Origin of the sequence: Pseudomonas maumuensis (assembly GCF_019139675.1) — a bacterium.
Taxonomy (GTDB): Bacteria; Pseudomonadota; Gammaproteobacteria; order Pseudomonadales; family Pseudomonadaceae; genus Aquipseudomonas; species Aquipseudomonas maumuensis.
On the sequence record NZ_CP077077.1, the window covers coordinates 4,106,291 to 4,130,406 of the forward strand.

19 protein-coding genes and 6 tRNA genes are annotated in these 24,116 nt (G+C 63.6%); 2 read left to right on the plus strand and 23 right to left on the minus strand.

What is annotated here, in order from left to right:
* Positions 1–40 precede the first annotated feature (40 nt).
* The 11 genes from KSS90_RS18305 to leuC all read right to left on the minus strand — a co-directional run bounded on the left by KSS90_RS18305 (position 41) and on the right by leuC (position 13,338).
* Complete coding sequence (locus tag KSS90_RS18305; RefSeq protein ID WP_217866712.1) at positions 41–2,248, minus strand: chemotaxis protein CheA; 2,208 nt, start codon at positions 2,246–2,248, stop codon at positions 41–43.
* 12 nt (positions 2,249–2,260) lie between these two features.
* A complete protein-coding gene (locus KSS90_RS18310) occupies positions 2,261–3,049 on the minus strand; it encodes a protein phosphatase CheZ (RefSeq protein ID WP_217866713.1) in 789 nt (262 codons plus the stop codon).
* 19 nt (positions 3,050–3,068) lie between these two features.
* Complete coding sequence (locus KSS90_RS18315; protein WP_177182950.1) at positions 3,069–3,443, minus strand: chemotaxis response regulator CheY; 375 nt, start codon at positions 3,441–3,443, stop codon at positions 3,069–3,071.
* A gap of 104 nt (positions 3,444–3,547) precedes the next feature.
* The gene (fliA, locus tag KSS90_RS18320; protein ID WP_038706555.1) at positions 3,548–4,288 is read right to left on the minus strand and encodes an RNA polymerase sigma factor FliA; all 741 of its coding nucleotides are present in this window, start codon (positions 4,286–4,288) and stop codon (positions 3,548–3,550) included.
* On the minus strand, positions 4,285–5,118 hold the full coding sequence (gene fleN / locus KSS90_RS18325) for a flagellar synthesis regulator FleN (protein WP_023630864.1): 834 nt from the start codon (positions 5,116–5,118) through the stop codon (positions 4,285–4,287). The genes fliA and fleN overlap by 4 nt, the downstream gene beginning before the upstream one ends.
* A 114-nt stretch (positions 5,119–5,232) precedes the next feature.
* Positions 5,233–6,546, minus strand: a complete 1,314-nt coding sequence (flhF, locus tag KSS90_RS18330; protein ID WP_217866714.1) for a flagellar biosynthesis GTPase FlhF — start codon at positions 6,544–6,546, stop codon at positions 5,233–5,235.
* A gap of 11 nt (positions 6,547–6,557) precedes the next feature.
* The gene (gene flhA, locus KSS90_RS18335) at positions 6,558–8,687 is read right to left on the minus strand and encodes a flagellar biosynthesis protein FlhA (RefSeq protein WP_217866715.1); all 2,130 of its coding nucleotides are present in this window, start codon (positions 8,685–8,687) and stop codon (positions 6,558–6,560) included.
* 206 nt (positions 8,688–8,893) lie between these two features.
* Positions 8,894–10,006 (minus strand): aspartate-semialdehyde dehydrogenase, encoded by a 1,113-nt coding sequence (gene asd, locus KSS90_RS18340; RefSeq protein ID WP_023630514.1) that lies wholly within the window; start codon positions 10,004–10,006, stop codon positions 8,894–8,896.
* Positions 10,007–10,069: 63 nt separating this feature from the next.
* On the minus strand, positions 10,070–11,152 hold the full coding sequence (gene leuB / locus KSS90_RS18345; protein ID WP_217866716.1) for a 3-isopropylmalate dehydrogenase: 1,083 nt from the start codon (positions 11,150–11,152) through the stop codon (positions 10,070–10,072).
* Between the two features lie 114 nt (positions 11,153–11,266).
* Positions 11,267–11,908: a 3-isopropylmalate dehydratase small subunit gene (gene leuD, locus KSS90_RS18350; RefSeq protein ID WP_217866717.1), complete on the minus strand. Its 642-nt coding sequence runs from the start codon at positions 11,906–11,908 to the stop codon at positions 11,267–11,269.
* Positions 11,905–13,338, minus strand: a complete 1,434-nt coding sequence (leuC, locus tag KSS90_RS18355; RefSeq protein WP_217866718.1) for a 3-isopropylmalate dehydratase large subunit — start codon at positions 13,336–13,338, stop codon at positions 11,905–11,907. Before leuC ends, leuD begins: the two co-directional genes overlap by 4 nt.
* A gap of 130 nt (positions 13,339–13,468) precedes the next feature.
* On the opposite strand from leuC, the gene KSS90_RS18360 reads away from it, so the two are divergent.
* Both KSS90_RS18360 and KSS90_RS18365 read left to right on the plus strand, forming a co-directional pair.
* Positions 13,469–14,347, plus strand: a complete 879-nt coding sequence (locus tag KSS90_RS18360; protein WP_217866719.1) for a LysR family transcriptional regulator — start codon at positions 13,469–13,471, stop codon at positions 14,345–14,347.
* A 62-nt stretch (positions 14,348–14,409) separates the two neighbouring features.
* Positions 14,410–17,706 (plus strand): PAS domain S-box protein, encoded by a 3,297-nt coding sequence (locus KSS90_RS18365; RefSeq protein ID WP_217866720.1) that lies wholly within the window; start codon positions 14,410–14,412, stop codon positions 17,704–17,706.
* Between the two features lie 240 nt (positions 17,707–17,946).
* On the opposite strand, the gene KSS90_RS18370 is transcribed toward KSS90_RS18365, so the two are convergent.
* The 12 genes from KSS90_RS18370 to gltX all read right to left on the minus strand — a co-directional run bounded on the left by KSS90_RS18370 (position 17,947) and on the right by gltX (position 24,103).
* On the minus strand, positions 17,947–18,390 hold the full coding sequence (locus KSS90_RS18370; RefSeq protein WP_046854716.1) for an Hsp20 family protein: 444 nt from the start codon (positions 18,388–18,390) through the stop codon (positions 17,947–17,949).
* A 147-nt stretch (positions 18,391–18,537) separates the two neighbouring features.
* Complete coding sequence (locus tag KSS90_RS18375) at positions 18,538–19,509, minus strand: tRNA dihydrouridine synthase (RefSeq protein ID WP_217866721.1); 972 nt, start codon at positions 19,507–19,509, stop codon at positions 18,538–18,540.
* A gap of 52 nt (positions 19,510–19,561) precedes the next feature.
* A complete protein-coding gene (locus KSS90_RS18380; RefSeq protein WP_023632910.1) occupies positions 19,562–19,996 on the minus strand; it encodes an acyl-CoA thioesterase in 435 nt (144 codons plus the stop codon).
* 44 nt (positions 19,997–20,040) lie between these two features.
* Complete coding sequence (locus KSS90_RS18385) at positions 20,041–20,874, minus strand: alpha/beta fold hydrolase (RefSeq protein WP_217866722.1); 834 nt, start codon at positions 20,872–20,874, stop codon at positions 20,041–20,043.
* Between the two features lie 24 nt (positions 20,875–20,898).
* Entirely contained in the window at positions 20,899–21,438 is a 540-nt protein-coding gene (locus KSS90_RS18390) for a TetR/AcrR family transcriptional regulator (RefSeq protein WP_023631831.1), read from the minus strand.
* A 171-nt stretch (positions 21,439–21,609) separates the two neighbouring features.
* A tRNA-Glu gene (locus KSS90_RS18395) sits at positions 21,610–21,685 on the minus strand.
* 42 nt (positions 21,686–21,727) lie between these two features.
* Positions 21,728–21,803 (minus strand) — tRNA-Ala (locus KSS90_RS18400).
* Positions 21,804–21,870: 67 nt separating this feature from the next.
* A tRNA-Glu gene (locus KSS90_RS18405) sits at positions 21,871–21,946 on the minus strand.
* Between the two features lie 42 nt (positions 21,947–21,988).
* Positions 21,989–22,064, minus strand: a tRNA-Ala gene (locus KSS90_RS18410).
* A 52-nt stretch (positions 22,065–22,116) separates the two neighbouring features.
* Positions 22,117–22,192: transfer RNA gene (locus KSS90_RS18415), tRNA-Glu, on the minus strand.
* A gap of 72 nt (positions 22,193–22,264) precedes the next feature.
* Positions 22,265–22,340: transfer RNA gene (locus tag KSS90_RS18420), tRNA-Ala, on the minus strand.
* 281 nt (positions 22,341–22,621) lie between these two features.
* Positions 22,622–24,103 carry a glutamate--tRNA ligase gene (gltX, locus tag KSS90_RS18425; RefSeq protein ID WP_110995663.1) on the minus strand — a complete coding sequence of 494 codons (1,482 nt, stop codon included), beginning with the start codon at positions 24,101–24,103 and terminating at the stop codon, positions 22,622–22,624.
* Positions 24,104–24,116 lie beyond the last annotated feature (13 nt).

Sequence of the window (24,116 nt, forward strand, 5' to 3'; positions counted from 1 at the left end):
CTCCGTTAGGCGGCGCACCCGCCTGGGCGCGCCACCGAAATCAAATACGCCGGGCGGCGTAACGCTTGAGCATGCTCGGGACGTCGAGGATCAGCGCGATACGGCCGTCACCGGTGATGGTCGCGCCGGACATGCCCGGGGTGCCCTGCAGCATCTTGCCCAGCGGCTTGATCACCACCTCTTCCTGGCCGACCAACTGATCGACGACGAAACCGATGCGCTGGGTGCCAACCGAGAGGATCACCACGTGACCTTCGTGCTGCTCCTCGTGCTCCTGGTCCTGGACCAGCCAACGCTTGAGGTAGAACAGCGGTAGCGCCTTGTCGCGCACGATCACCACTTCCTGGCCGTCGACCACGTTGGTGCGCGACAGGTCGAGGTGGAAGATCTCGTTGACGTTGACCAGCGGGAAGGCGAAGGCCTGGTTGCCCAGCATCACCATCAGCGTCGGCATGATCGCCAGGGTCAGCGGCACCTTGATGACGATCTTCGAACCCTGGCCTTTGGCCGAGAAGATGTTGATCGAGCCGTTGAGCTGGGAAATCTTGGTCTTCACCACGTCCATGCCGACGCCGCGGCCGGATACGTCGGAAATCTCGGTCTTGGTCGAGAAGCCCGGGGCGAAGATCAGGTTGTAGCAGTCCGACTCGCTCAGGCGATCGGCCGCATCCTTGTCCATCAGGCCCTTTTCCACGGCCTTGGCGCGCAGGATGCTCGGGTCCATGCCCTTGCCGTCGTCGGAGATCGACAGCAGGATGTGGTCGCCCTCCTGCTCGGCGGACAGCACCACCCGGCCCATGCGCGACTTGCCAGAAGCCTCGCGCTCGTCGGGCATTTCGACGCCATGGTCGACGGCGTTGCGCACCAAGTGCACCAACGGGTCGGCCAGGGCCTCGACCAGGTTCTTGTCGAGGTCGGTCTCTTCGCCGACCAGTTCCAGGTTGATCTCTTTCTTCAACTGGCGGGCCAGGTCGCGAACCAGGCGCGGGAAGCGGCCGAAGACTTTCTTGATCGGCTGCATGCGGGTCTTCATGACCGCGGTCTGCAGGTCGGCGGTGACCACATCGAGGTTGGACACGGCCTTGGACATCGCCTCGTCGCCGCTGTTGAGCCCCAGGCGCACCAGGCGGTTACGCACCAGCACCAGTTCGCCGACCATATTCATGATCTCGTCCAGACGCGCGGTGTCGACCCGTACGGTGGTCTCCGCCTCGCTGGCGCCGTGCTTTTCGGCAGCCGGCGCCGGCGCGCGGGCCGGGGCAGCAGGCTTGGCAGCGGCTGGCGCAGGTGCCGGCGCAGGCTTGGCAACCGGCTTGGCTTCGGCCTTGGCCGCGACCGGGGCGGCTGCGACGGCGGCGGCAGGCGCCGCGGCAACAGCTGCTTCGCCAGAAAACTTGCCCTTGCCGTGCAACTGGTCGAGCAACGCCTCGAATTCGTGTTCGGTAATGCTCTCGTCAGCCGCCGCGGGTGCGGCGCTGGCTACAGGCGCAGCGACGCCAGGCAATGCGTCGACGGCGAAGGTGCCTTTGCCATGCAACTGATCGAGCAGCGACTCGAACTCGTCGTCGGTGATCTCGTCGCTGGCCGGGGCCGCAGGCACACTGGCAGCGGCATCGGGCGAAAACTGGCCCTTGCCGTGCAGTTGGTCGAGCAACGACTCGAATTCGGCGTCGGTAATCTCGTCACCGCCAGCGCTGAGCTGTTCACCCTGCAGCTGCTCATGAACCTGAGCTTCGGCCTTGACCGCATCGAGCGAATCGAGCAGTTGCTCGAACTCGGTGTCGGTGATGTCGGGCTCGGCGGCCGGGGCCTCGTCGACCGAGGCGACCTCTTCCACCGGGGCAGCCACTTCGGCACCACCGGGTTCGGCCAGACGCGACAGCGCAGCCAGCAGTTCCGGCGTGGCCGGCGTGATGTCGGTGCGCTCACGCACCTGACCGAACATGCTGTTGACCGTGTCGAGTGCTTCGAGCACCACGTCCATCAGCTCCGCGTCGACCCGGCGCTCACCCTTGCGCAGAATGTCGAACACGTTCTCGGCAATGTGGCAGCACTCCACCAACTCGTTGAGCTGAAGGAAGCCGGCGCCCCCTTTTACAGTGTGGAAACCGCGGAAAATCGCATTGAGCAGGTCCGCATCATCGGGTCGGCTTTCCAGCTCGACCAATTGCTCGGACAGTTGCTCGAGGATTTCGCCGGCTTCTACCAGGAAATCCTGGAGGATTTCTTCATCGGCGCCGAAGCTCATTAAACGTGCTCCTTAAAAACCCAGGCTGGACAACAGATCGTCGACATCGTCCTGGCTGGACACGACGTCTTCACGCTTATCGGCATGAATCTGCGGACCTTCACCCCGAGTCGGATGTTTTTCTTGATCTTTTTCAGCGCGCAGCTGCTGGTGGTCATGTTCGATACCGGCAAAACGGTCGACCTGGCTTGCCATCAGCACGAGCTTGAGCAGATTGCTTTCGACTTCGGTAACCAAGGTGGTCACCCGCTTGATCACCTGGCCGGTGAGATCCTGATAATCCTGGGCCAGGACGATATCGTTGATATGGCCCGCGACCTTCTGATTACCCTCGGCGCTATGCGTCAGGAAACTGTCCACGCGCTTGACCAGCTCACGGAATTCCGGCGCCGCCACCTCGCGGCGCATGAAACGCTGCCAGTCGGCGGAAAGGTTCTGGGCCTCGCTGGCAAGGTCGTTGAGCACCGGGGTGCATGCCTCCGCCAGGTCCATGGTGCGGTTGGCCGCACCTTCGGTGAGGCGAACCACGTAGGAGAGGCGCTCGGCGGCATCGGTAATCTGCGACACTTCCTCGGCCTGCGGCATGGCCGGGTCGATCTGGAAGTTGACGATCGCACTGTGCAGCTCGCGGGTGAGCTTGCCGACTTCCTGGTACAGCCCGCGGTCGCGGGTCTGGTTCAGTTGGTGGATCAGCTGCACCGCCTCACCGAAGCGGCCGCGCTCGAGGCTCTCGACCAGCTCCTGGGCATGCTTCTTCAGGGTTGATTCGAACTCACCCAAAGAGTTGTTGGTTGACTCCATTGCGCCCCCCAGACGTGACTCAGCCGTTGACGCGTTCGAAGATCTTTTCGATCTTTTCTTTCAGCGCCAGAGCAGTGAAAGGCTTGACCACATAGCCGTTGACGCCGGCCTGGGCCGCTTCGATGATCTGCTCACGCTTGGCTTCTGCGGTGACCATCAACACCGGCAGGTGCTTGAGACGCTCGTCGGCGCGAACGGCGCGCAGCAGGTCGATACCGGTCATGCCCGGCATGTTCCAGTCGGTTACCAGGAAGTCAAAAGGCTCGCTGTTGAGCATCGGCAGTGCCGTGTTGCCGTCATCAGCTTCCTTGACGTTGGTGAACCCCAGGTCACGCAACAGGTTCTTGATGATCCGCCGCATCGTCGAAAAGTCGTCAACGATGAGGATTTTCATGTCTTTGTTCAATTAGACCTCCAAGCAGTCTTTAACGCGCTCGGCGCCGAGCGCGCGCTCAATCAATTCGGCACTACAAAAAAACGACTGCACTGAACCTGGGTTCAACGTGCCCGCCACTCCCCAAGGCGGCTACGCAAACGCGCGGCGCACTGGCTGTGCAACTGGCTGACACGGGATTCGCTGACCCCCAGCACCTCACCGATTTCCTTGAGGTTCAACTCTTCGTCGTAGTACAGCGCCAGGACCAGGCGTTCGCGCTCCGGCAGGTTGGCGATCGCATCGGCCAGCGCAGCCTGGAAGCGCTCGTCTTCCAGATCACGCGCCGGCTCCAACTGGCCGCTGGCTCCGTCCTCGTGCAGCCCTTCATGCTCGCCGTCCTGCAAAAGGTCGTCGAAACTGAACAGGCGGCTGCCCAAGGTGTCATTCAGAATCCCGTAGTAATCATCGAGACTCAATTGGAGTTCGGCAGCAACCTCGTGATCTTTAGCGTCACGGCCCGTCTTTGCTTCGACACAGCGGATCGCGTCACTGACCATGCGCGTGTTGCGATGCACCGAGCGTGGTGCCCAATCACCCTTGCGCACCTCGTCGAGCATGGCGCCGCGGATGCGGATACCGGCGTAGGTCTCGAAACTGGCACCCTTGCTGGCATCGTATTTATTGGCCACTTCCAGCAGGCCGATCATCCCGGCCTGGATCAGATCCTCGACCTGGACATTGGCCGGCAGGCGCGCCAGCAGGTGGTAGGCGATACGCTTGACCAACGGCGCGTAGCGCTCGATCAGCTCGTACTGCGCGTCCTTGGCGGCCTTGCTGTACATCTTGAAACCGCTCGCGTTCATAGCACCGGCCCTGCACTGGTGGGTTGCACCAGGCGCTCGACAAAGAATTCCAGATGCCCACGCGGGTTGGCAGGCAGCGGCCAGCTATCGACCTTCTGCGCGATGGCCTTGAACGCCAGCGCACACTTGGACCGAGGGAAGGCCTCATAGACCGCCCGCTGCTTCTGCACGGCCTTGCGCACGCATTCGTCGTAAGGCACGGCACCGACATATTGTAGGGCGACGTCGAGGAAGCGGTCCGTGACCTTGGTCAACTTGGCGAAAAGGTTGCGGCCTTCCTGCGGGCTCTGGGCCATGTTGGCCAGCACACGGAATCGATTCATCCCGTAATCACGGTTGAGCAGCTTGATCAGCGCATAGGCGTCGGTGATCGAGGTCGGCTCGTCGCACACCACCAGCAACACTTCCTGGGCGGCGCGAACAAAGCTGACCACCGAGTCACCGATACCCGCAGCCGTGTCGATCACCAGCACATCGAGATTGTCGCCGATATCGCTGAAGGCCTGAATCAGGCCGGCGTGCTGCGCGGGCGCCAGATGCACCATGCTTTGCGTGCCGGAGGCCGCCGGGACGATGCGCACACCGCCAGGCCCCTGCAACAGTACGTCACGCAACTCGCAGCGGCCTTCGATCACGTCGGCGAGGGTGCGCTTGGGCGTGAGCCCCAGCAGAACGTCGACATTGGCCAGGCCCAGGTCGGCGTCCAGCAACATCACCCGGCGGCCGAGCTCGGCCAGCGCCAGGGACAGGTTCACTGAAACGTTAGTCTTGCCGACGCCACCTTTGCCACCGGTCACGGCGATCACCTGTACGGGATGCATGCTACCCATGTCTGTTCTTTACCTTGTCTCGCTTGGACCCAGGCCACATGAGGGGCTGAACATTCAAGGCCACGGTCCGGCCGGGCAACCCCATGATGTAGGTACTTTGCACAGTATTCACCCTCAACCCGCGCGCTTGCCAGGGCTGTGGTACAGATCAGCGAACATGTCGGCCATGGCCTCGTCGCTGGGCTCTTCCTGCAATTGCACACTGACAGCGCGGCTTACCAACTGGTGCTTGCGCGGTAGCTGCAGGTCGTCGGGAATGCGCGGCCCATCGGTCAGATAGGCCACCGGCAACTCATGACTGATAGCCAGGCTCAGCACTTCACCGAGACAGGCCGTTTCGTCGAGTTTGGTCAGGATGCAACCGGCCAGCCCACAGCGTTTGTAGCTGTGGTAGGCGGCGGTGAGCACCTGCTTCTGGCTGGTGGTCGCCAGCACCAGGTAATTCTTCGCGGCGATGCCGCGCCCGGCCAGGGTCTCGAGCTGCATGCGCAGCGCCGGGTCGCTGGCCTGCAGGCCGGCGGTGTCGATCAGCACCACACGCTTGCGCAGCAGCGGCTCCAGGGCCTGGGCCAGCGACTCGCCCGGGTCGACATAGGTGACCGGCACGTTGAGGATACGCCCCAGCGTCTTGAGCTGCTCCTGGGCACCGATGCGGAAGCTGTCCATGCTCACCAGCGCCAGGTTGTTCGCGCCGTACTTGAGCACGTAGCGCGCGGCCAGCTTGGCCAGCGTGGTGGTCTTGCCCATGCCGGCCGGGCCGACCATGGCGATCACCCCGCCCTCTTCGATCGGTTCGATCTCGGGCACGTCGATCATCCGCGCCAGGTGCGCCAGGACCATGCGCCAGGCATGACGTGGTTCTTCGATGCCGGCGGTGAGGTCGAGCAGCTCGCGGGCCAAGCCACCGGAAAGGCCAAGGCGCTGCAGCCGGCGCCAGAGGTTGGCCTGCTGCGGCTTGCTGCCTTGCAGCTGGCTCCAGGCGAGCGAACCGAGCTGGACTTCCAGCAACTCGCGCAAGCCGGTCAACTCAAAACGCATGGCATCGAACAGGCGTGGATCAACAGGTGCCGACGCAGGCGCGACAACCGGCGCGGGCTCATCGACATGCGGCTCGATCAACGGCTCCGAGGCGGTCAGCGGTTGCCCGGCGAACAATTGCCGGTTACCGCCTTCGCTGGCTTCGCCACGCCCGCTCAGCTCGGCCTGGGCGTTGACGATGCGCGACTGCGTCTTGCGCAGCTCGTCTTCGAGCTCAGCGTTGGGCACGCGCGGGGCCAGGGCGGACAGCTTGTAGTCCAGCGCAGCCGTCAGCTCGACACCGCCGGCGATGCGCCGGTTGCCGATGATGGCGGCGTCGGAGCCGAGCTCATCACGGACCAGCTTCATGGCCTGACGCATATCGGCGGCAAAAAAACGCTTAACTTGCATAACCCACTACCTCAGCCGTTGGGGCCCACGGTGGCAACGATGGTGACTTGCTTGTTGTCAGGTATTTCCTGATACGCCAAAACATGCAAATTCGGTACAGCCAGGCGGCCGAAGCGCGACAGCATGGCACGGATCGGGCCGGCAACCAGAAGTATGGCCGGCTGGCCCTGCATTTCCTGGCGCTGGGCTGCCTCGATCAACGAACGCTGAAGCTTTTCGGCCATGCTCGGCTCAAGAAGAACACCATCTTCCTGACCTTGCCCGGCCCTTTGCAGACTATTGAGCAAGATTTGTTCCAACCTTGGCTCAAGGGTGATCACAGGCAGCTCCGACTCAACGCCGACAATGCTTTGCACGATGGCGCGGGACAATCCGACGCGCACCAGCGCCACCAGCGCGGCGGTATCTTGACTCTTCGCCGCATTGTTGGCGATGGCTTCGGCAATACTGCGAATGTCGCGCACCGGCACCTGTTCGGCGAGCAATGCCTGTAGAACTTTAAGCAGACCCGACAAGGAAATGACACCCGGCACCACCTCTTCGGCCAGTTTCGGCGAAACCTTGGCCAGCACCTGCAGCAATTGCACCACCTCCTCGTGCCCGATCAGCTCGTGGCAGTGCTTCTGCAGTATCTGGTTCAGGTGGGTGGCGACCACGGTACTGGCGTCCACCACCGTATAGCCCAGCGATTGCGCCTGGGCGCGCTGGCCGACATCGATCCATACCGCCTCCAGGCCAAACGCCGGGTCTCGCGAGGCAATGCCGTTGAGCGTGCCGAACACCTGGCCGGGGTTGATCGCCAGCTCCCGGTCGGGGTAGATCTCGGCTTCGGCCAGGATCACGCCCATCAGCGTCAGGCGATAGGCGCTGGGCTGCAGGTCAAGGTTGTCGCGAATATGCACGGTGGGCATGAGGAAGCCCAGGTCTTGGGAAAGCTTTTTGCGCACGCCCTTGATCCGCGCCAGCAACTGCCCACCCTGGTTGCGGTCGACCAGCGGAATCAGCCGGTAGCCGACTTCCAGGCCGATCATGTCGATGGGAGTGACGTCGTCCCAGCCCAGCTCCTTGGTTTCCATGGCGCGCTGCGGTGACGGCAGCAGGTCCTGCTGACGCTGCACCTCCTGCAAGGCGACGACCTTGGCCTTCTGCTGTTTCTTCCAGACCAGATAGGCGCCGCCACCGGCGAGGGCGCCGAGGCTGAGGAAGGCGACATGAGGCATGCCCGGCACCAACCCCATGACGATCATCAGACCGGCAGAGACGGCCAGGGCCTTGGGCGAATCGAACATCTGCCGATTGATCAGCTTGCCCATGTCCTCGGAGCCCGAGGCGCGGGTAACCATGATCGCAGCGGCGGTGGACAGCAACAGCGATGGCAACTGCGCCACCAAACCGTCACCGATGGTCAACAGGGCATAGACCTTGCCGGCATCGGCGAAGGTCATGTTGTGCTGCAGCATACCGATGAGCATGCCGCCGATGAGGTTGATGAACAGAATCAGCAAACCGGCAATGGCGTCGCCGCGCACGAACTTGCTGGCACCGTCCATGGAACCGTAGAACTCGGCCTCCTGGGCGACCTCGGCACGGCGGGCCTTGGCCTGGACCTGGTCGATCAGGCCGGCGTTGAGGTCGGCATCGATGGCCATCTGCTTGCCGGGCATGGCGTCGAGGGTGAAGCGTGCGCTCACCTCGGAAATGCGCCCGGCGCCCTTGGTAACCACCACGAAGTTGATGATCATGAGGATGGCGAACACTACCGCACCGACGACGTAGTTGCCGCCGATCACCACTTCACCGAAGGCCTGGATCACCTTGCCCGCAGCGCCGTGGCCTTCCTGGCCGTGAAGCATGACCACGCGGGTGGAAGCGACGTTGAGCGCCAGGCGCAGCAAGGTCGCCACCAGCAGAATGGTCGGGAAGGCAGCGAAATCCAGCGGACGCAAGGCATACACGCAGACCAGCAGGACCACGATCGACAGGGCGATGTTGAAGGTGAAGAACACGTCGAGCAGGAACGGCGGGATCGGCAACATCATCATTGCCAGCATCACCAGCAGGAGCAGCGGCACACCGAGATTGCCCCGACCGAGACCGGCCAGGTTGTTACGGGCACTGCTGATTAACTGAGTGCGATCCACCGCGATTCCTCTTCAAGCAAAACTTTGACGCCTGCGTGGCGACTGGCGCTGCCTTTGCAAGAAGCTTTCCAACTTTTCTGAGAACAGGCATTTTTGAGGGGCTCGGATTCCGCATACCCCAAAAAACAACAAACCTGGCGCGAACAAAAAACCCGCATCACTCTCGCGATGCGGGTTCTTGGACAGCCCGGCTCAACCCAGACCTATCACCGCTCCAGCAGAATCCGCAGCATACGCCGCAACGGCTCGGCAGCCCCCCACAGCAGCTGGTCACCGACGGTGAAGGCACCCAGGTACTGCGATCCCATGTTCAACTTGCGCAGCCGCCCAACCGGTACGTTCAGGGTTCCGGTGACCTGTGTCGGGCTCAGCTCCTGCATGCTGATCTCACGCTGGTTCGGCACCAGCTTCACCCAAGGGTTGTGCTGGCTGATCATGCCTTCGATATCCGCCAGTGGCACGTCCTTGTTCAACTTGATGGTCAGCGCCTGGCTGTGGCAGCGCATGGCGCCGATACGCACGCAGATGCCGTCGACCGGGATCGGGCTCTTGAAGCGACCGAGGATCTTGTTGGTCTCGGCCTGGGCTTTCCACTCTTCGCGGCTCTGGCCGTTCGGCAGTTCCTTGTCGATCCACGGGATCAGGCTGCCGGCCAGCGGCACGCCGAAGTTGTCGGTCGGGAAGCCTTCGCCACGCATGGCCTCGGCCACCTTGCGGTCGATGTCGAGGATGGCGCTGGCCGGGTTGGCCAGATCGTCGGCGACCGCCGCGTGAATACCGCCCATCTGCTTGATCAGCTCACGCATGTTCTGCGCGCCGGCACCCGACGCCGCCTGGTAGGTCATGGCGCTCATCCACTCGACCAGACCGGCTTCGAACAGGCCGCCCAGGCCCATCAGCATCAGACTGACAGTGCAGTTGCCGCCGATGTAGTTCTTGGTGCCCGCATCCAGCTGCTGGTCGATGACCTTGCGGTTGACCGGGTCGAGGATGATCACCGCGTCGTCCTGCATGCGCAGGGACGAGGCGGCGTCGATCCAGTAGCCCTGCCAGCCGGCTTCGCGCAGCTTGGGGAACACTTCGTTGGTGTAGTCGCCACCCTGGCAGGTCAGGATAACGTCGAGGGTCTTGAGCTCTTCGATGTTGTAGGCATCCTTGAGCGGCGCAATGTCCTTGCCCACCGCAGGGCCCTGACCACCGACATTGGAGGTGGTGAAGAACACCGGCTCGATCAGGTCGAAGTCCTGCTCTTCGAGCATCCGCTGCATGAGCACCGAACCGACCATTCCACGCCAACCGATCAGACCTACACGTTTCATCGCAACTACACCTTTGCTAAAAGTGGGCCGCCACCGGGAGTTTTGGGTGGCGGGCCAGAGAGATTACAGATTCCGCAGCGCTGCGACTACTGCATCGCCCATTTCCTGCGTACCGACCTTGCGGCAACCTTCGGAGAAGATGTCACCAGTACGCAGGCCCTGGTCCAGCACCAGGCTCACGGCCTGCTCGATGGCCTCGGCGGCGACCGTCTGGTTGAAGCTGTAGCGCAGCATCATCGACACCGAGAGGATGGTCGCCAGCGGGTTGGCGATGCCCTGCCCGGCGATGTCCGGCGCCGAACCGTGGCACGGCTCGTACATGCCCTTGTTAGCCGCATCCAACGACGCCGATGGCAACATGCCGATGGAACCGGTGAGCATGGAAGCCTCATCCGACAAAATGTCGCCGAACATGTTGTCGGTCACCACCACGTCGAACTGCTTGGGCGCACGCACCAGCTGCATGGCGGCGTTGTCCACGTACATGTGGCTCAGCTCGACGTCCGGGTAGTCCTTGGCCACTTCCTCGACCACTTCGCGCCACAGCTGGCTGGAGGCCAGGACGTTGGCCTTGTCCACCGAGCACAGCTTCTTGCCGCGCACACGGGCCATGTCGAAGCCGACGCGGGCGATGCGGCGCACTTCGCTTTCGCTGTATGGCAGGGTGTCGTAAGCCTGGCGCTCGCCGCCTTCCAGCTCACGCTGGCCGCGTGGCGCGCCGAAGTAGATGCCGCCGGTCAGCTCGCGGACGATGAGGATGTTCAGGCCGGCGACGATCTCTGGCTTGAGCGACGAGGCGTCGGCCAGTTGCGGATAGAGGATGGCCGGCCGCAGGTTGGCGAACAGGCCCAGTTGCGAACGGATCTTCAGCAAGCCGCGCTCCGGGCGGATGTCACGCTCGATCTTGTCCCACTTCGGGCCACCCACGGCGCCCAGCAGCACGGCATCGGCCTGGCGCGCGCGCTCCAGGGTCTCGTCTGCCAGCGGCACGCCGTGCTTGTCGATGGCCGCGCCACCGATCACGTCGTGGGTGAGGCTGAAGCCGAGCTGGAACTTGTCGTTGGCCAGCTCCAGCACCTTGACCGCCTCGGCCATGATTTCCGGACCGATGCCATCACCTGGGAGAATCAGAATCTGCTTGCTCATGCTTTCCTCTATCCAATCAAGCGGCGCGCCCTGTCGGCGCGCCGATAAACTCAGTGTCCAACGGGCCTCATCGCGGGGCAAGCCCGCTTCCACGCGTGGTGATGAGGCCTTCGATCAATCGCGGAACAACCACGGCTGGCTGGCGCGGTGCTTGCCCTCGAACACCTTGATCGCGTCGCTGTCCTGCAGGGTCAGGCCGATATCGTCCAGGCCGTTGAGCAGGCAGTGCTTGCGGAACGCGTCGATCTCGAACTTCAGCACTTTGCCGTCAGGGCGGGTCACGGCCTGGGCGTCGAGGTCGATGGTCAACTGGTAGCCCGGGCTGGCCTCGACCTGTTTGAACAGCTCGTCGACCTCAGCGGCGTCGAGAATGATCGGCAACAGGCCATTCTTGAAGCTGTTGTTGAAGAAGATGTCGGCGAAGCTCGGCGCAATCACGCTGCGGAAACCGTACTCATCAAGTGCCCACGGCGCATGCTCGCGGCTCGAGCCGCAACCGAAGTTCTCCCGCGCCAGCAACACGCTGGCACCTTGGTAGCGCGCGTGGTTGAGCACGAAGTCCTGGTTCAACGGGCGCTTGCTGTTGTCCTGGTAAGGCTGGCCGACGTCGAGGTAGCGCCACTCGTCGAACAGGTTGGGGCCAAAGCCGGTGCGCTTGATCGACTTGAGGAACTGCTTGGGAATGATCTGGTCGGTGTCGACGTTGGCACGATCCAATGGCGCGACGAGGCCGGTGTGCTGGGTAAAGGCTTTCATGCTGCGCTCCCTTGGATCAACTCGCGGACATCGATGAAGTGGCCGGTCACCGCGGCGGCGGCGGCCATGGCCGGGCTGACCAGGTGGGTACGGCCACCGGCGCCCTGGCGACCCTCGAAGTTGCGATTGGAGGTGGACGCGCAGTGCTCGCCGCTTTCCAGGCGGTCCGGGTTCATCGCCAGGCACATCGAGCAACCCGGTTCACGCCACTCGAAGCCGGCCTCGAGGAAAATCTTGTCCAACCCTTCGCGCTCGGCCTGGGCCTTGACCAGGCCCGAACCCGGCACCACCAGCGCCTGCTTGACGTTGGCGGCGACCTTGCGGCCCTTGGCGATCTCGGCGGCGGCGCGCAGGTCTTCGATGCGCGAGTTGGTGCATGAGCCGATGAACACGCGGTCGAGCTGGATGTCGGTGATCGCCTGGTTGGCGGCCAGGCCCATGTACTTGAGGGCGCGCTCGATCGAGCCGCGCTTGATCAGGTCGGGTTCGGCGGCCGGGTCGGGCACGCGCTGGTCGACGGCAAGGACCATCTCAGGCGAGGTACCCCAGCTGACCTGCGGCTTGATCTGGGCGGCGTCGAGCTCGACCACGGTGTCGAAAACCGCGTCGGCATCGGAGACCAGGCCTTTCCAGGCCTCGACGGCCTGCGTCCACTGCGCACCCTTCGGTGCGTAGGGACGACCCTCGACATAGCCGACGGTGGTGTCGTCGACCGCCACCAACCCAACACGGGCGCCAGCCTCGATGGACATGTTGCAGATGGTCATGCGGCCTTCCATCGACAAGTCGCGGATGGCGCTCCCGGCGAACTCCATGGCATGGCCGTTGCCGCCGGCGGTGCCGATCTTGCCGATCACGGCGAGAACGATGTCCTTGGCGGTGACGCCCGCAGGCAACCGACCTTCAACGCGAACCAGCATGTTCTTCATCTTCTTGGCCACCAGGCACTGGGTGGCGAGCACGTGCTCCACCTCGGAAGTGCCGATGCCATGGGCCAGGGCGCCGAATGCGCCATGGGTGGAGGTGTGCGAGTCGCCGCAGACCACGGTCATGCCCGGCAAGGTCGCGCCCTGCTCCGGGCTGATGACATGCACGATACCCTGACGCTCGTCATTCATCTTGAATTCGACGATGCCATATTCGTCACAGTTCTCATCGAGGGTCTGCACCTGAAGGCGCGACACTTGGTCGACGATGGCCTCGATACCACCCTTGCGCTCGGGGGTGGTCGGTACGTTGTGGTCAGGGGTAGCGATGTTGGCATCGATGCGCCAGGGTTTGCGGCTGGCCAGGCGCAGGCCTTCGAAAGCCTGGGGCGAAGTCACTTCGTGGATGATGTGGCGGTCGATGTAGATCAAGGACGAGCCGTCATCGCGGCGCTTGACCTCATGAGCTTCCCAGAGTTTGTCGTAGAGCGTTTTGCCAGCCATCAGACTGTTCCTCATCAGCGTCTTTCTATGCCAAAGACCCCTTGGCTTGTACGGACGATGCTATGGCGATAGATTGAATAACTCAAATTCATAATTTTCATGCTTTGCATAACTATCAGGAATCCGAAAAGTGGACCTGGCCAACTTGAGCGCTTTTATCGCGATTGCCGAAACCGGTAGTTTTTCCGGCGCCGGCGAACGCTTGCACCTGACACAACCCGCCATCAGCAAACGCATCGCCGGCCTGGAGCAACAATTGAATGTGCGCCTTTTCGATCGCCTGGGTCGCGAAGTGAATCTCACCGAAGCCGGTCGCGCCTTGTTACCGCGGGCCTATCAGATTCTCAACGTGCTCGATGATACGCGACGGGCACTTACCAATCTGACCGGTGAAGTGGGAGGTCAGCTCACCCTGGCCACTAGCCACCACATCGGCTTGCATCGACTCCCCCCGGTATTGCGGGCTTTCACCCGGCGACACCCCGAAGTAGCACTGGATATTCAGTTCATGGATTCAGAAGCCGCCTACGACGAAATTCTCCATGGCCGCGCCGAAATTGCCGTTATTACCCTCGCCCCAGAACCTCACCACCTGATCAAGGCGACACAGGTCTGGAACGACGCCCTGGACTTCGTCGCCGCGCCTGAGCACCCGCTGGCCAGCAACGGCACGGTCAGCCTGGCAGACGTGGCGCGTCATCCAGCGGTATTCCCCGGCGGTAACACATTCACCCACCACATCGTCCAGCGCCTGTTCGAAAGCCAGGGCCTGGTGCCGAATATCGCCATGAGCACCAACTACCTCGAAACCATCAAGATGATGGTGTCGATCGGCCTGGCCTGGAGTGTGCTGCCACGTACTATGCTCGATGAGCAGGTGGCGCCCATCGCCCTGCCCGGCATACAGCTGTCACGCCAGCTAGGCTACATATTGCACACGGAGCGCACGCTATCGAATGCGGCCAGGGCCTTCATGGCGCTGCTCGACAGCCACGCCGGAGCTGTCTGACCGGTCGCAAGCACGGCATTTCTCTCCACAAGGACGCGTTTTCCGCCAAAGGTCTGGTATCGATGCCCAAATCAGCAAACCGCTTTCCGCGCCTGCCCCGTATTCCCGCGGCCGACCCCCAGGAGTCGGAACAGGCCTGGCAGAACGCTCCCCAGTTGCTGGCCGCGCTCAACGCCGCGCGTCTGGGCGCCTGGCTCTGGGACATCGAGAGTGGCCGGGTGAGCTGGTCGCGGGGCACCCAGGCGCTGTTCGGCTTCGACCCGCAACGCCCGCTGCCCAACGACGTCGACTACCTCGACCTGCTGCCCGAAGAAGACCGCGCCCGTACGCGCCAGGCGTTCCAGGCCGTGGTCAACGGTGAACCGGTCGAGCAAGCCATGCGCCATCGCATCCGCTGGCCCGATGGCAGCGTGCATTGGCTGGAGATCAACGGCAGCCTGACCCACGACCCCCATGGTCGCCCGCAGATGATCGGGGTGATCCGCGAGATCACCCGCCAGCGCGAGCGCGAAACCGCGCTGATCAATTCGGAGAAGCGCTTCGCCACCCTGTTCCACCTCAGCCCCAACGCTATCCTCCTGACGCGGCGCCACGACGGCCTGATCATCGAGGTCAACCAGCACTTCGAGCACATGTTCGGCTGGCCGGGCGCCCAGGTGGTCGGCAAGACCAGCGTGGAACTGGGCTTGTGGGTCAACCCCGAGCAACGTCACCAAGTGCTGGAGGCCACCCGCGCCGGCAGCGGTCCGTTGACCCTCGAGGTGCAGTTCCGCGCCACCAACGGCAAGGTTCACGATGGCATTCTCTGCACCCAGGGCATCGAACTCGAAGGCGTCACCTACCTGATCAGCACCTTCGTCGACACCACCGAGCGCAAACGCGCCGAACAGGCGCTCAAGGACAGCCAGGAGCGTCTCGACCTGGCCCTGGACTCGGCACAACTGGGCACCTGGGACTGGCACATCCCCAGCGGCATGCTCTACGGCTCGGCCCGCGCGGCACAACTGCACGGGCTGGACCCGGTGCCCTTCCACGAATCGTTCGAGGCCTTTTTCGAAGGCGTCCCCGAGCACGAACGCAGCGTCATGCGCCAGGCCTACCGCAGCCTGCGCGAAGGACCGGCCGGCAATTACCAGATCACCTACCGCGTACAGCTCGACAACGGTAGCTCGCGCTATATCGAAAGCCGCGCCCGCCTGTACCGCGACGACCAGGGCAACCCGCTGCGCATGGCCGGCACCCTGCTCGACATCACCGACCAGGTGGAGCGTGAACAGCGCCTGACGGCCTCGGAGGAAAAATTCGCCAGCCTGTTCCAGGTCAGCCCCGACCCGATCTGCGTGACCCGCCAGGACAGCGGCCAGTTCATCGAGATCAACCCGGCCTTCAGCCAGACCTTCGGCTGGGCCCCCGAGCAGATTCTCGGCCACACCGCCGAGGAAATCGGCCTGTGGGCCGAGTCGGCCGAACGCGCCCAGCGCATCGAACGGGTGATCCGCGACCAGGCCCTGAGCAATGTGGCGGTGGTGGTCAATCACCGCAACGGCACGCCGCTGACCTGCGTGATCTCCAGCCGCCTGATCAGCGTCGACAGCCAGCCGTGCAGCGTCACCACCCTGCGCGACATCACCCAGCAGCAACGCGCCGAGGCAGCGCTCAAGGCCAGCGAGGAGAAGTTCGCCAAGGCGTTCCATTCCAGCCCCGACGCCATCACCATCACCGAGCGCCACAGCGGGCGCTACGTGGAGGTCAACGACGGTTTCAGCCGGCTGACCGGCTACAGCCCCGAGGAAGTAGTGGGCCGCACGGTCTACGAAATCGGTATCTGGGCCGACGAGAAGCAGCGCGCCGCCCTACTCAACGAGCTGCGCGAGCGCGGCCGGGTGCATCACCGGGAGATGCTCGGGCGCAACAAGCGCGGCGATATCCTGACCGTGGAAGTGTCGGTGGAGCCGATCAATCTCAACGAGACCGATTGCCTGCTGATCAACGCCCGCGACGTCAGCCTGCTGAAGAACGCCCAGGCGCAGATCCGCCACCTGGCCTACCACGACCCACTGACCAACCTGCCCAACCGCGCCCTGCTGATGGACCGCCTGAGCCAGCAGATCGCCCTGCTCAAGCGCCACAACCTGCGCGGTGCCCTGCTGTTCCTCGACCTCGACCACTTCAAACACATCAACGACTCCCTCGGCCACCCGGTGGGCGACACGGTGCTGAAGATCATCACCGCCCGCCTCGAGGCCAGCGTGCGTCTGGAAGACACCGTGGCCCGCCTGGGCGGCGACGAATTCGTGGTGCTGCTCAGCGGCCTGGAAGGCAGCCGCGAACAGGTGGAAAACAAGGTGCGCGAACTGGCTGACACCCTGCGCGAGCTGCTGGCCGAACCGATGTCGCTGGACGGCCAGCGCCTGCAGGTCACGCCGAGCATCGGCGTGGCGCTGATCCCCGACCATGGCGCCACCCCCGCCGACCTGCTCAAGCGTGCCGACATCGCCCTGTACCGCGCCAAGGACTCCGGGCGCAATACCACGCAGTTGTTCCACACCACCATGCAGAAGGCCGCCAGCGAGCGCCTGCGCATGGAGAGCGACCTGCGTCTGGCCCTGGCCCGCGGTGAACTGGCCCTGCACTTCCAGCCCCAGGTCGATGCCCGCGACAACCGTATCGTCGGCGCCGAAGTGCTGCTGCGCTGGCACCACCCGCAACTGGGCCAGCAGCCTCCGGCGCAGTTCATCCAGGTTCTCGAAGAAAGCGGCTTGATCCTCGAGGTTGGCAGCTGGATTCTCGACGAAGCCTGCGACGCCTGCGCGCGCATGCTCGCCGACGGCCTGATCGACGCCGACGATTTCAGCCTGTGCGTCAACATCAGCCCACGGCAGTTCCGCCAGAACGATTTCGTCGAGCGGGTGCTGCGCAGCCTCGACGACTACCGCCTGCCCCGGCGCATGCTCACGCTGGAGATCACAGAAGGCATCGTCATCCAGAACCTGGAGGACACCATCAGCAAGATGCGCGAACTCAAGCACCATGGCGTGAGCTTCGCCATGGACGACTTTGGCACGGGCTATTCGTCGCTGACCTACCTCAAGCGTCTGCCGGTGGATGCCTTGAAGATCGACCAGACCTTCGTACGCGACGCGCCGGTCGATCCCAACGACGCCGAGATCGTCCGCGCGATCGTCGCCATGGCTCGCAGCCTGGAGCTCGCGGTGATTGCCGAGGGGGTGGAACTGACCGAGCAGCTGGAGTTCCTCGAGCGCCAGGGCTGCCATCTGTACCAGGGCTACCTGCACAGCCGACCACTGCCACTGCCGGAGTTTCGCCAGATCCTGCTGGAGGCACCGGCGGATTACTGAGGGCTGGATACGCCGCAGGACGCAAAAAGGGCACCCGAAGGTTAATGCCTGTCAGTTAGCGTCACTGGGGCTGCTACGCAGCCCATCGCCGGCAAGCCGGCTCCCACAGGGACCGCGCAATTAGTGAGGCCTGCGCTGTATTTGTGGGAGCCGGCTTGCCGGCGATGGGCCGCAAAGCGGCCCCTATCGCTTAACTGACTGGCATTAACCCGAAGGTGCCCTTTCTTCCCTGCGCTGCAATCAGTTCAGCGCCGGCTTGTCGCCGTTGATCGGGATACGCTTGGCTTTGGCTTCTTCCGGCACGATGCGCAGCAGTTCGATGCTGAGCAGGCCGTTGGCCAGGCCCGCGCCCTTGACCTCGATGTGGTCGGCGAGGCGGAACGACAGCTTGAAGGCGCGCTGGGCGATGCCCTGATGCAGGAAGGTGACGCCTTCGCTGGCATTGTCGCGCTTGCCACCGGTTACGGTCAGGACGCCTTTTTCGACCTGCAGGTCGAGGTCCTGCTCCTGGAAGCCAGCTGCGGCGACCACGATGCGGTAGTGGTCATCGCCATGCTTTTCCACGTTGTAGGGTGGGTAGCTGCTACCCGCCTCGTTGCGGGCGGCGGCTTCGAACAGGTCGTTGAAGCGGTCGAAACCGACGGAGTTGCGGAAAAGTGGTGCGAGAGAGAAAGCGGTAGTCATGGTCATGAACTCCTGAGATTCAGCAAGTTAAGTCACTACGCGACCCGACTTCGGCATCGCGTACTCAAGAGATATGTCCGGGCGAAATGCTTTCAAGGGCTGGCATGAAAAAATTTGCGCTGCGGTGGGCCTCATCGCGGGGCCAGCTCAGGCGACACAGGCCTCCACGGCCTGCGACTGCATCCCCAGCAAGCCGCTGATGCGCTGACAGTCATCCTCCCGACGCAACTCGGCGAACAATGCCACCGCCTCGGGATAACCGCGGGTCAGCATCGCCAGCCACTGCTTCATCCGCCCCGGGGCGTAGCGTGGCGACAGCTTGTCCTGGGCCTGGCGCCAGAACTCGCGCAGCAGCGGCATCAGCTCTTCCCAGCTCATCGGCTGGTACTCGACGCCATCGCGGGCTGCAGCGATCTGCAGGGCCAGGTCCGGGCGCGACACCAGCCCGCGCCCCAGCATGATGTCCTTCGCTCCGCTGACCTCGCGGCAACGCCGCCAGTCATCCACCGTCCAGATCTCGCCATTGGCGAACACCGGCACCTTGACCACATCCTGCACCCGCGCCACCCATTCCCAATGGGCCGGCGGCTTGTAGCCCTCGACCTTGGTCCGCGCATGCACCACCAGGTGCGCCGAGCCGCCCTCGGCCAGCGCCGTGGCGCAGTCCAGGGCACCGTCGGGGCTGTCGTAGCCCAGGCGCATCTTCGCGGTCACCGGGATATGTGCCGGCACCGCCCGGCGCACTTCACGGACGATGGCATGCAACAGCTCCGGCTCCTTGAGCAGCACCGCCCCGCCGCGCGACTTGTTGACGGTCTTGGCCGGGCAACCGAAATTCAGGTCGATCACCGGCGCGCCCAGCTCGCAAGCCAGCGCCGCGTTCTCGGCCAGGCATACCGGGTCGGAGCCGAGCAATTGCACACGCATCGGCACGCCAGCGGCGGTACGGGCGCCCTGGCGCAGCTCCGGCGCCAGCTTGTCGAACGAAGAGGCCGGCAGCAGGCGGTCGCAGACGCGGATGAACTCGGTGACGCACCAATCGATACCGCCCACACGGGTCAGGACGTCGCGCAGGATGTTGTCGACCAGCCCCTCCATGGGGGCCAGGGCAATTTGCATTTCAGGGTCTCGCCACGAAAAAGGCGGCAGTCTAGCAAACTTCCGCCAGCCGTCAGCTGCCGGTCAGCGCCGGGCCGTAGCCGTCGATGAATTCCGCCGGCATGCGCCTGGGCTTGCCGCTGGACAGCTCGATGCAGGCGAAGGTGGTCTGTGCCCGCAGCAAGGTAACGCCGTCGCTCGGGCGCTTGAGCTGGAAGCGCCGGGTCATGCGCAGGCGCTGGTCCCAATCGATGATCCAGGTGGCCAGTTGCAGCTCGTCGTCCTCATAGGCGGCGGCGAGGTAGTCGATTTCATGGCGGACCACCGCCATGGCCCGGTCCAGCCGACGATACTCGGCCAGGTCCAGCCCCAGACGCTGGGAATGGCGCCAGGCGCAGCGCTCCAGCCAGGTGACGTAGACGGCGTTGTTGGCGTGGCCGAGGCCGTCGATATCCTCGCTGCCGACGCGAAGGTCGATGATGAATGGTGCCGCCAGATCCCAGCTCATGCCCGCTCCTGGTTTTCAGTGAACGGGCAGAGTGTACCGGATGCTCAGGCGCTTTGCCGCGCCCGCTCGGTGGAGCGTGCGAGCAGCTCGATCACCGCCTGGCCTAGGCGCGGATCGGCCAGCACCCGCTGATGACCGCCCTCCTCCAGCAGCAGCAGGCGGCTGTCAAACCAGGCCTGGTGAATCAGCGGCGCCTCGCTGGCGGCCACCACGGGATCGTCCTCGGCATGTACTACCAGCCCCGGCACATCCAGTTGATAGGCACTGACATCCAGGCGCGCCACCTGGACGCCGACATCGCGCTCCACCTGGCGGATGAACGCGGCCCTGGCCCGGGCCGGCAAGCCCAGTCGCCGGGCAAAGCCCCGCAGCACGCCGAGCAAGCGGGCCGGGGCGGCGATGCTTACCGCCGCATCGGTGCGCAGCCCCCACTGCAGCGCCAGCAACAGGCTGGCGCCGCCCATCGAGTGTCCGATCACCGCGCGCAACGGCGGCAGTTCGGCGGCGGCCTCGAGCAACGCGCGGGCAAACGCCACCACATGCGCCTGCTCGCCGGGCGAGCGCCCGTGTGCCGGCCCTTCCAGCGACACCACGGTATGGCCGCTGTCCACCAGCCGCTCGATCAATGCCGCGAACTGGGTGGGGCGCCCTTCCCAACCATGCATCAGCAATACCGTCGGCCCCTGCCCCCAGCGCAACGCCGACAAACCGAAGCGCAAGGTGATGCGCTCGGCCCTGGCCAGCAGCGGCAGCTCCCACGGTTTGGGCGGCAGGTTGCGCGGGGTCATGAAGGCGCGGCGCATCTTGCCGGCGATATGTTCAGGGGCCAGGTGGCCGAGGGTGCCATTGACGCCACGAATCCAGCTCAGGGTAGTCATCGCCTTGCTCCAGGGTCAGGTTGCTCAGATCACCGCCGACTTGGCGGCACGCAGTATCCGGTCGGACAACTCGCCGTCGCCCAGGGCGCGGGCCACGGCGAGGCCGCCAACCATCAGGGCGAAATCGGCGAGCGCCTTGTCGATGTCCTCGGGGCGGTCGACCATTTGCGCGGTCATCAGCTCGATGTGCTCGGCCAGCACGTCACGGAAGGCGTCGGGCAGGCGCTGCATTTCGCTCAGCGCATTGGGAATCGGGCAGGCCTGCACTTCGGTATCGCGGTGCTTGCGCGACAGGTAGAAGGCCGCGACCAAGGCCCGGCGCTCGGTACCGTCAAGGGCTGGATCGAGCTGGGCGAGCAAGGCACGGCGTTCGGCGAGCAGCTGGCTGAAGGCTTCGAGCATGAGCTCGTCCTTGCTGTCGAAGTGGGCATAGAAGCCGCCGACCGTCAGCCCCGCGGCGCCCATGACCTGGCTGACGCTCGGATCGGCCGGCCCCTGCTGGACCAGTGCGCTGCGCGCCGCATCGAGGATGCGTTGGCGGGTCTTGCTCTTCTTGTCGCTCATGGCTCACCTCTAAATATTATGATCGACATATTATGCTCATAATATTTTCTGGCAAGCGGAATCTGCGGCCATTGATCGGCACAGCTGGGTTTTTTGGAAGGCAGAAAAAACAAAAGGCCCATTCAATAAGCGAATGAGCCTTATAAGTCCTGCAAAACGCAGGTAAAAAATTGGCGTCCCCTAGGGGACTCGAACCCCTGTTACCGCCGTGAAAGGGCGGTGTCCTAGGCCACTAGACGAAGGGGACTTAAACCTTCGTGCCGACCCGCTGTTGCGAATCGTGGCGAATTGGTGGAGCTAAGCGGGATCGAACCGCTGACCTCCTGCATGCCATGCAGGCGCTCTCCCAGCTGAGCTATAGCCCCGAGTAAAACAAAAGACTCATCGATCTGGATGATGAGCCTTTCAACTCCCGCAAAACGCGGGTAAAAGTGGCGTCCCCTAGGGGACTCGAACCCCTGTTACCGCCGTGAAAGGGCGGTGTCCTAGGCCACTAGACGAAGGGGACGTAACCTTCGTGCCGACCCGCTTTCGCGAATCGCGGCAAAATTGGTGGAGCTAAGCGGGATCGAACCGCTGACCTCCTGCATGCCATGCAGGCGCTCTCCCAGCTGAGCTATAGCCCCGGATTTCTAGCCTCTCGGCCCAGCGACATGTAAAACATCGCTTGTGCAAAACTGGCGTCCCCTAGGGGACTCGAACCCCTGTTACCGCCGTGAAAGGGCGGTGTCCTAGGCCACTAGACGAAGGGGACGAACCTTCTTACCTTCAAGACCCGTTCGCTGGAACCGGTCTTGCCTGACGACCTTGGCCATCAAGCGGAATTTGGTGGAGCTAAGCGGGATCGAACCGCTGACCTCCTGCATGCCATGCAGGCGCTCTCCCAGCTGAGCTATAGCCCCACAATGTCGCTTTGAACCGAAGCGCTGGCTGGGTGCCTGGCGTTTCGTTTTCGTTCATCGCTGTGGACGGGGCGCATATTAAGATCGGATTGCAGGGCTGTCAAACGAATTTTCGAAAATATTCAAAAATTTTTTCACAGATAACAATCACTTACCGCCCTGCCCTGCCCCTCTGCGAGGAGTGCGGCCCATGGGAGCGGGCTTGTCCAGCGATGGCGGTCATTAATCCGACATCGCAATCGCCGGGCAAGCTCGCTCCCACATGGCTGGAAAAGCCTGGATCAGGCGATGTTCGCCAGCAGCTTTTCCCACTCCTTGTTTTCCTTCTTCGACACGCCGCCGAGCAGGTCGATGGCCTGGCGCAGACGGTAGCGTGTCAGGTCGGGGCCGAGGATTTCCATGGCATCGAGCACCGACACCGAGCTGGCCTGACCGGTGATGGCGGCGAACATCAGCGGCATGGCGTCGCGCAACTTGAGCTCAAGCGACTCGACCACGGCCTGGATGCAGGCGGTGATGCGGTCCTTTTCCCACTGGCGCAGGCTTTCCAGCTTCCACAGGATCAACTGCATCACCTGGCGCACCTGGTCGGCCGACAGTTTCTTGCTCTCGAACAGCTTGGCGTCGAGCTTCAGCGCGCCTTCGAAGAAGAAGCCACCCAGCGGGGCGACCTGGCTGAAGGTCTCGACCCGGCCCTGAACGTGCGGGGCGATCTTCATCATGTAGTCGCTGTTGAACGCCCACTTCTGCACGCGCGCGGCGAACTCTTCCACCGGCAGTTCACGCAGCCACTGGCCGTTGAGCCACGACAGCTTCTCGATGTCGAAAATCGGCCCGCCCAGGGAGATGCGCGACAGGTCGAAGTGTTCGACCATCTCGGCCAGCGAGAACTTCTCGCGCTCATCCGGCATCGACCAGCCCATGCGGCCCAGGTAGTTGAGCATGGCTTCGGGCATGAAGCCCATGCGCTCGTAGAAGGTCACCGAGGTCGGGTTCTTGCGCTTGGACAGCTTGCTCTTGTCCGGGTTGCGCAGCAGCGGCATGTAGCACAGCTTGGGCTGCTCCCAGCCGAAGTACTCGTACAGCTTGATCAGCTTGGGCGCCGATGGCAGCCACTCTTCACCACGCAGCACATGGGTGATGCCCATCAGGTGGTCGTCGACCACGTTGGCCAGGAAGTACGTCGGCAGGCCATCGTTCTTCATCAGCACCTGCATGTCCATGCGATCCCATGGGATCTCGACATCGCCACGCAGCATGTCCGGGACCACGCAGATGCCTTCGCTCGGCACCTTCATGCGGATCACGTGGGGCTCGCCAGCGGCCAGGCGGCGTTGCACTTCCTCATCGCTCAGCAGCAGGGCGCGGCCGTCATAGCGCGGGGTTTCGCCGCGGGCCATCTGCTCGGCACGCATCTGCTCCAGCTCTTCGGCGGTGCAGAAGCAGTAGAAGGCGTGGCCTGCATCGACCAGCTCCTTGGCATATTTGGCGTAGATCTCGCCGCGCTCGCTCTGCCGGTACGGGCCATGCGGGCCGCCGACGTCCGGGCCTTCGTTCCATTCGATGCCGAGCCAGCGCAGGGCGTCGAAGATCTGCTGCTCCGACTCGCGGGTGGAGCGCAACTGGTCGGTGTCTTCGATACGCAGGATGAACTCACCGCCGTGCTGCTTGGCGAAGCAGTAGTTGAACAGGGCGATGTAGGCGGTGCCGACATGGGGGTCGCCAGTGGGCGATGGCGCAATACGCGTGCGAACGGTGGTCATGGTGAGTCTCGAA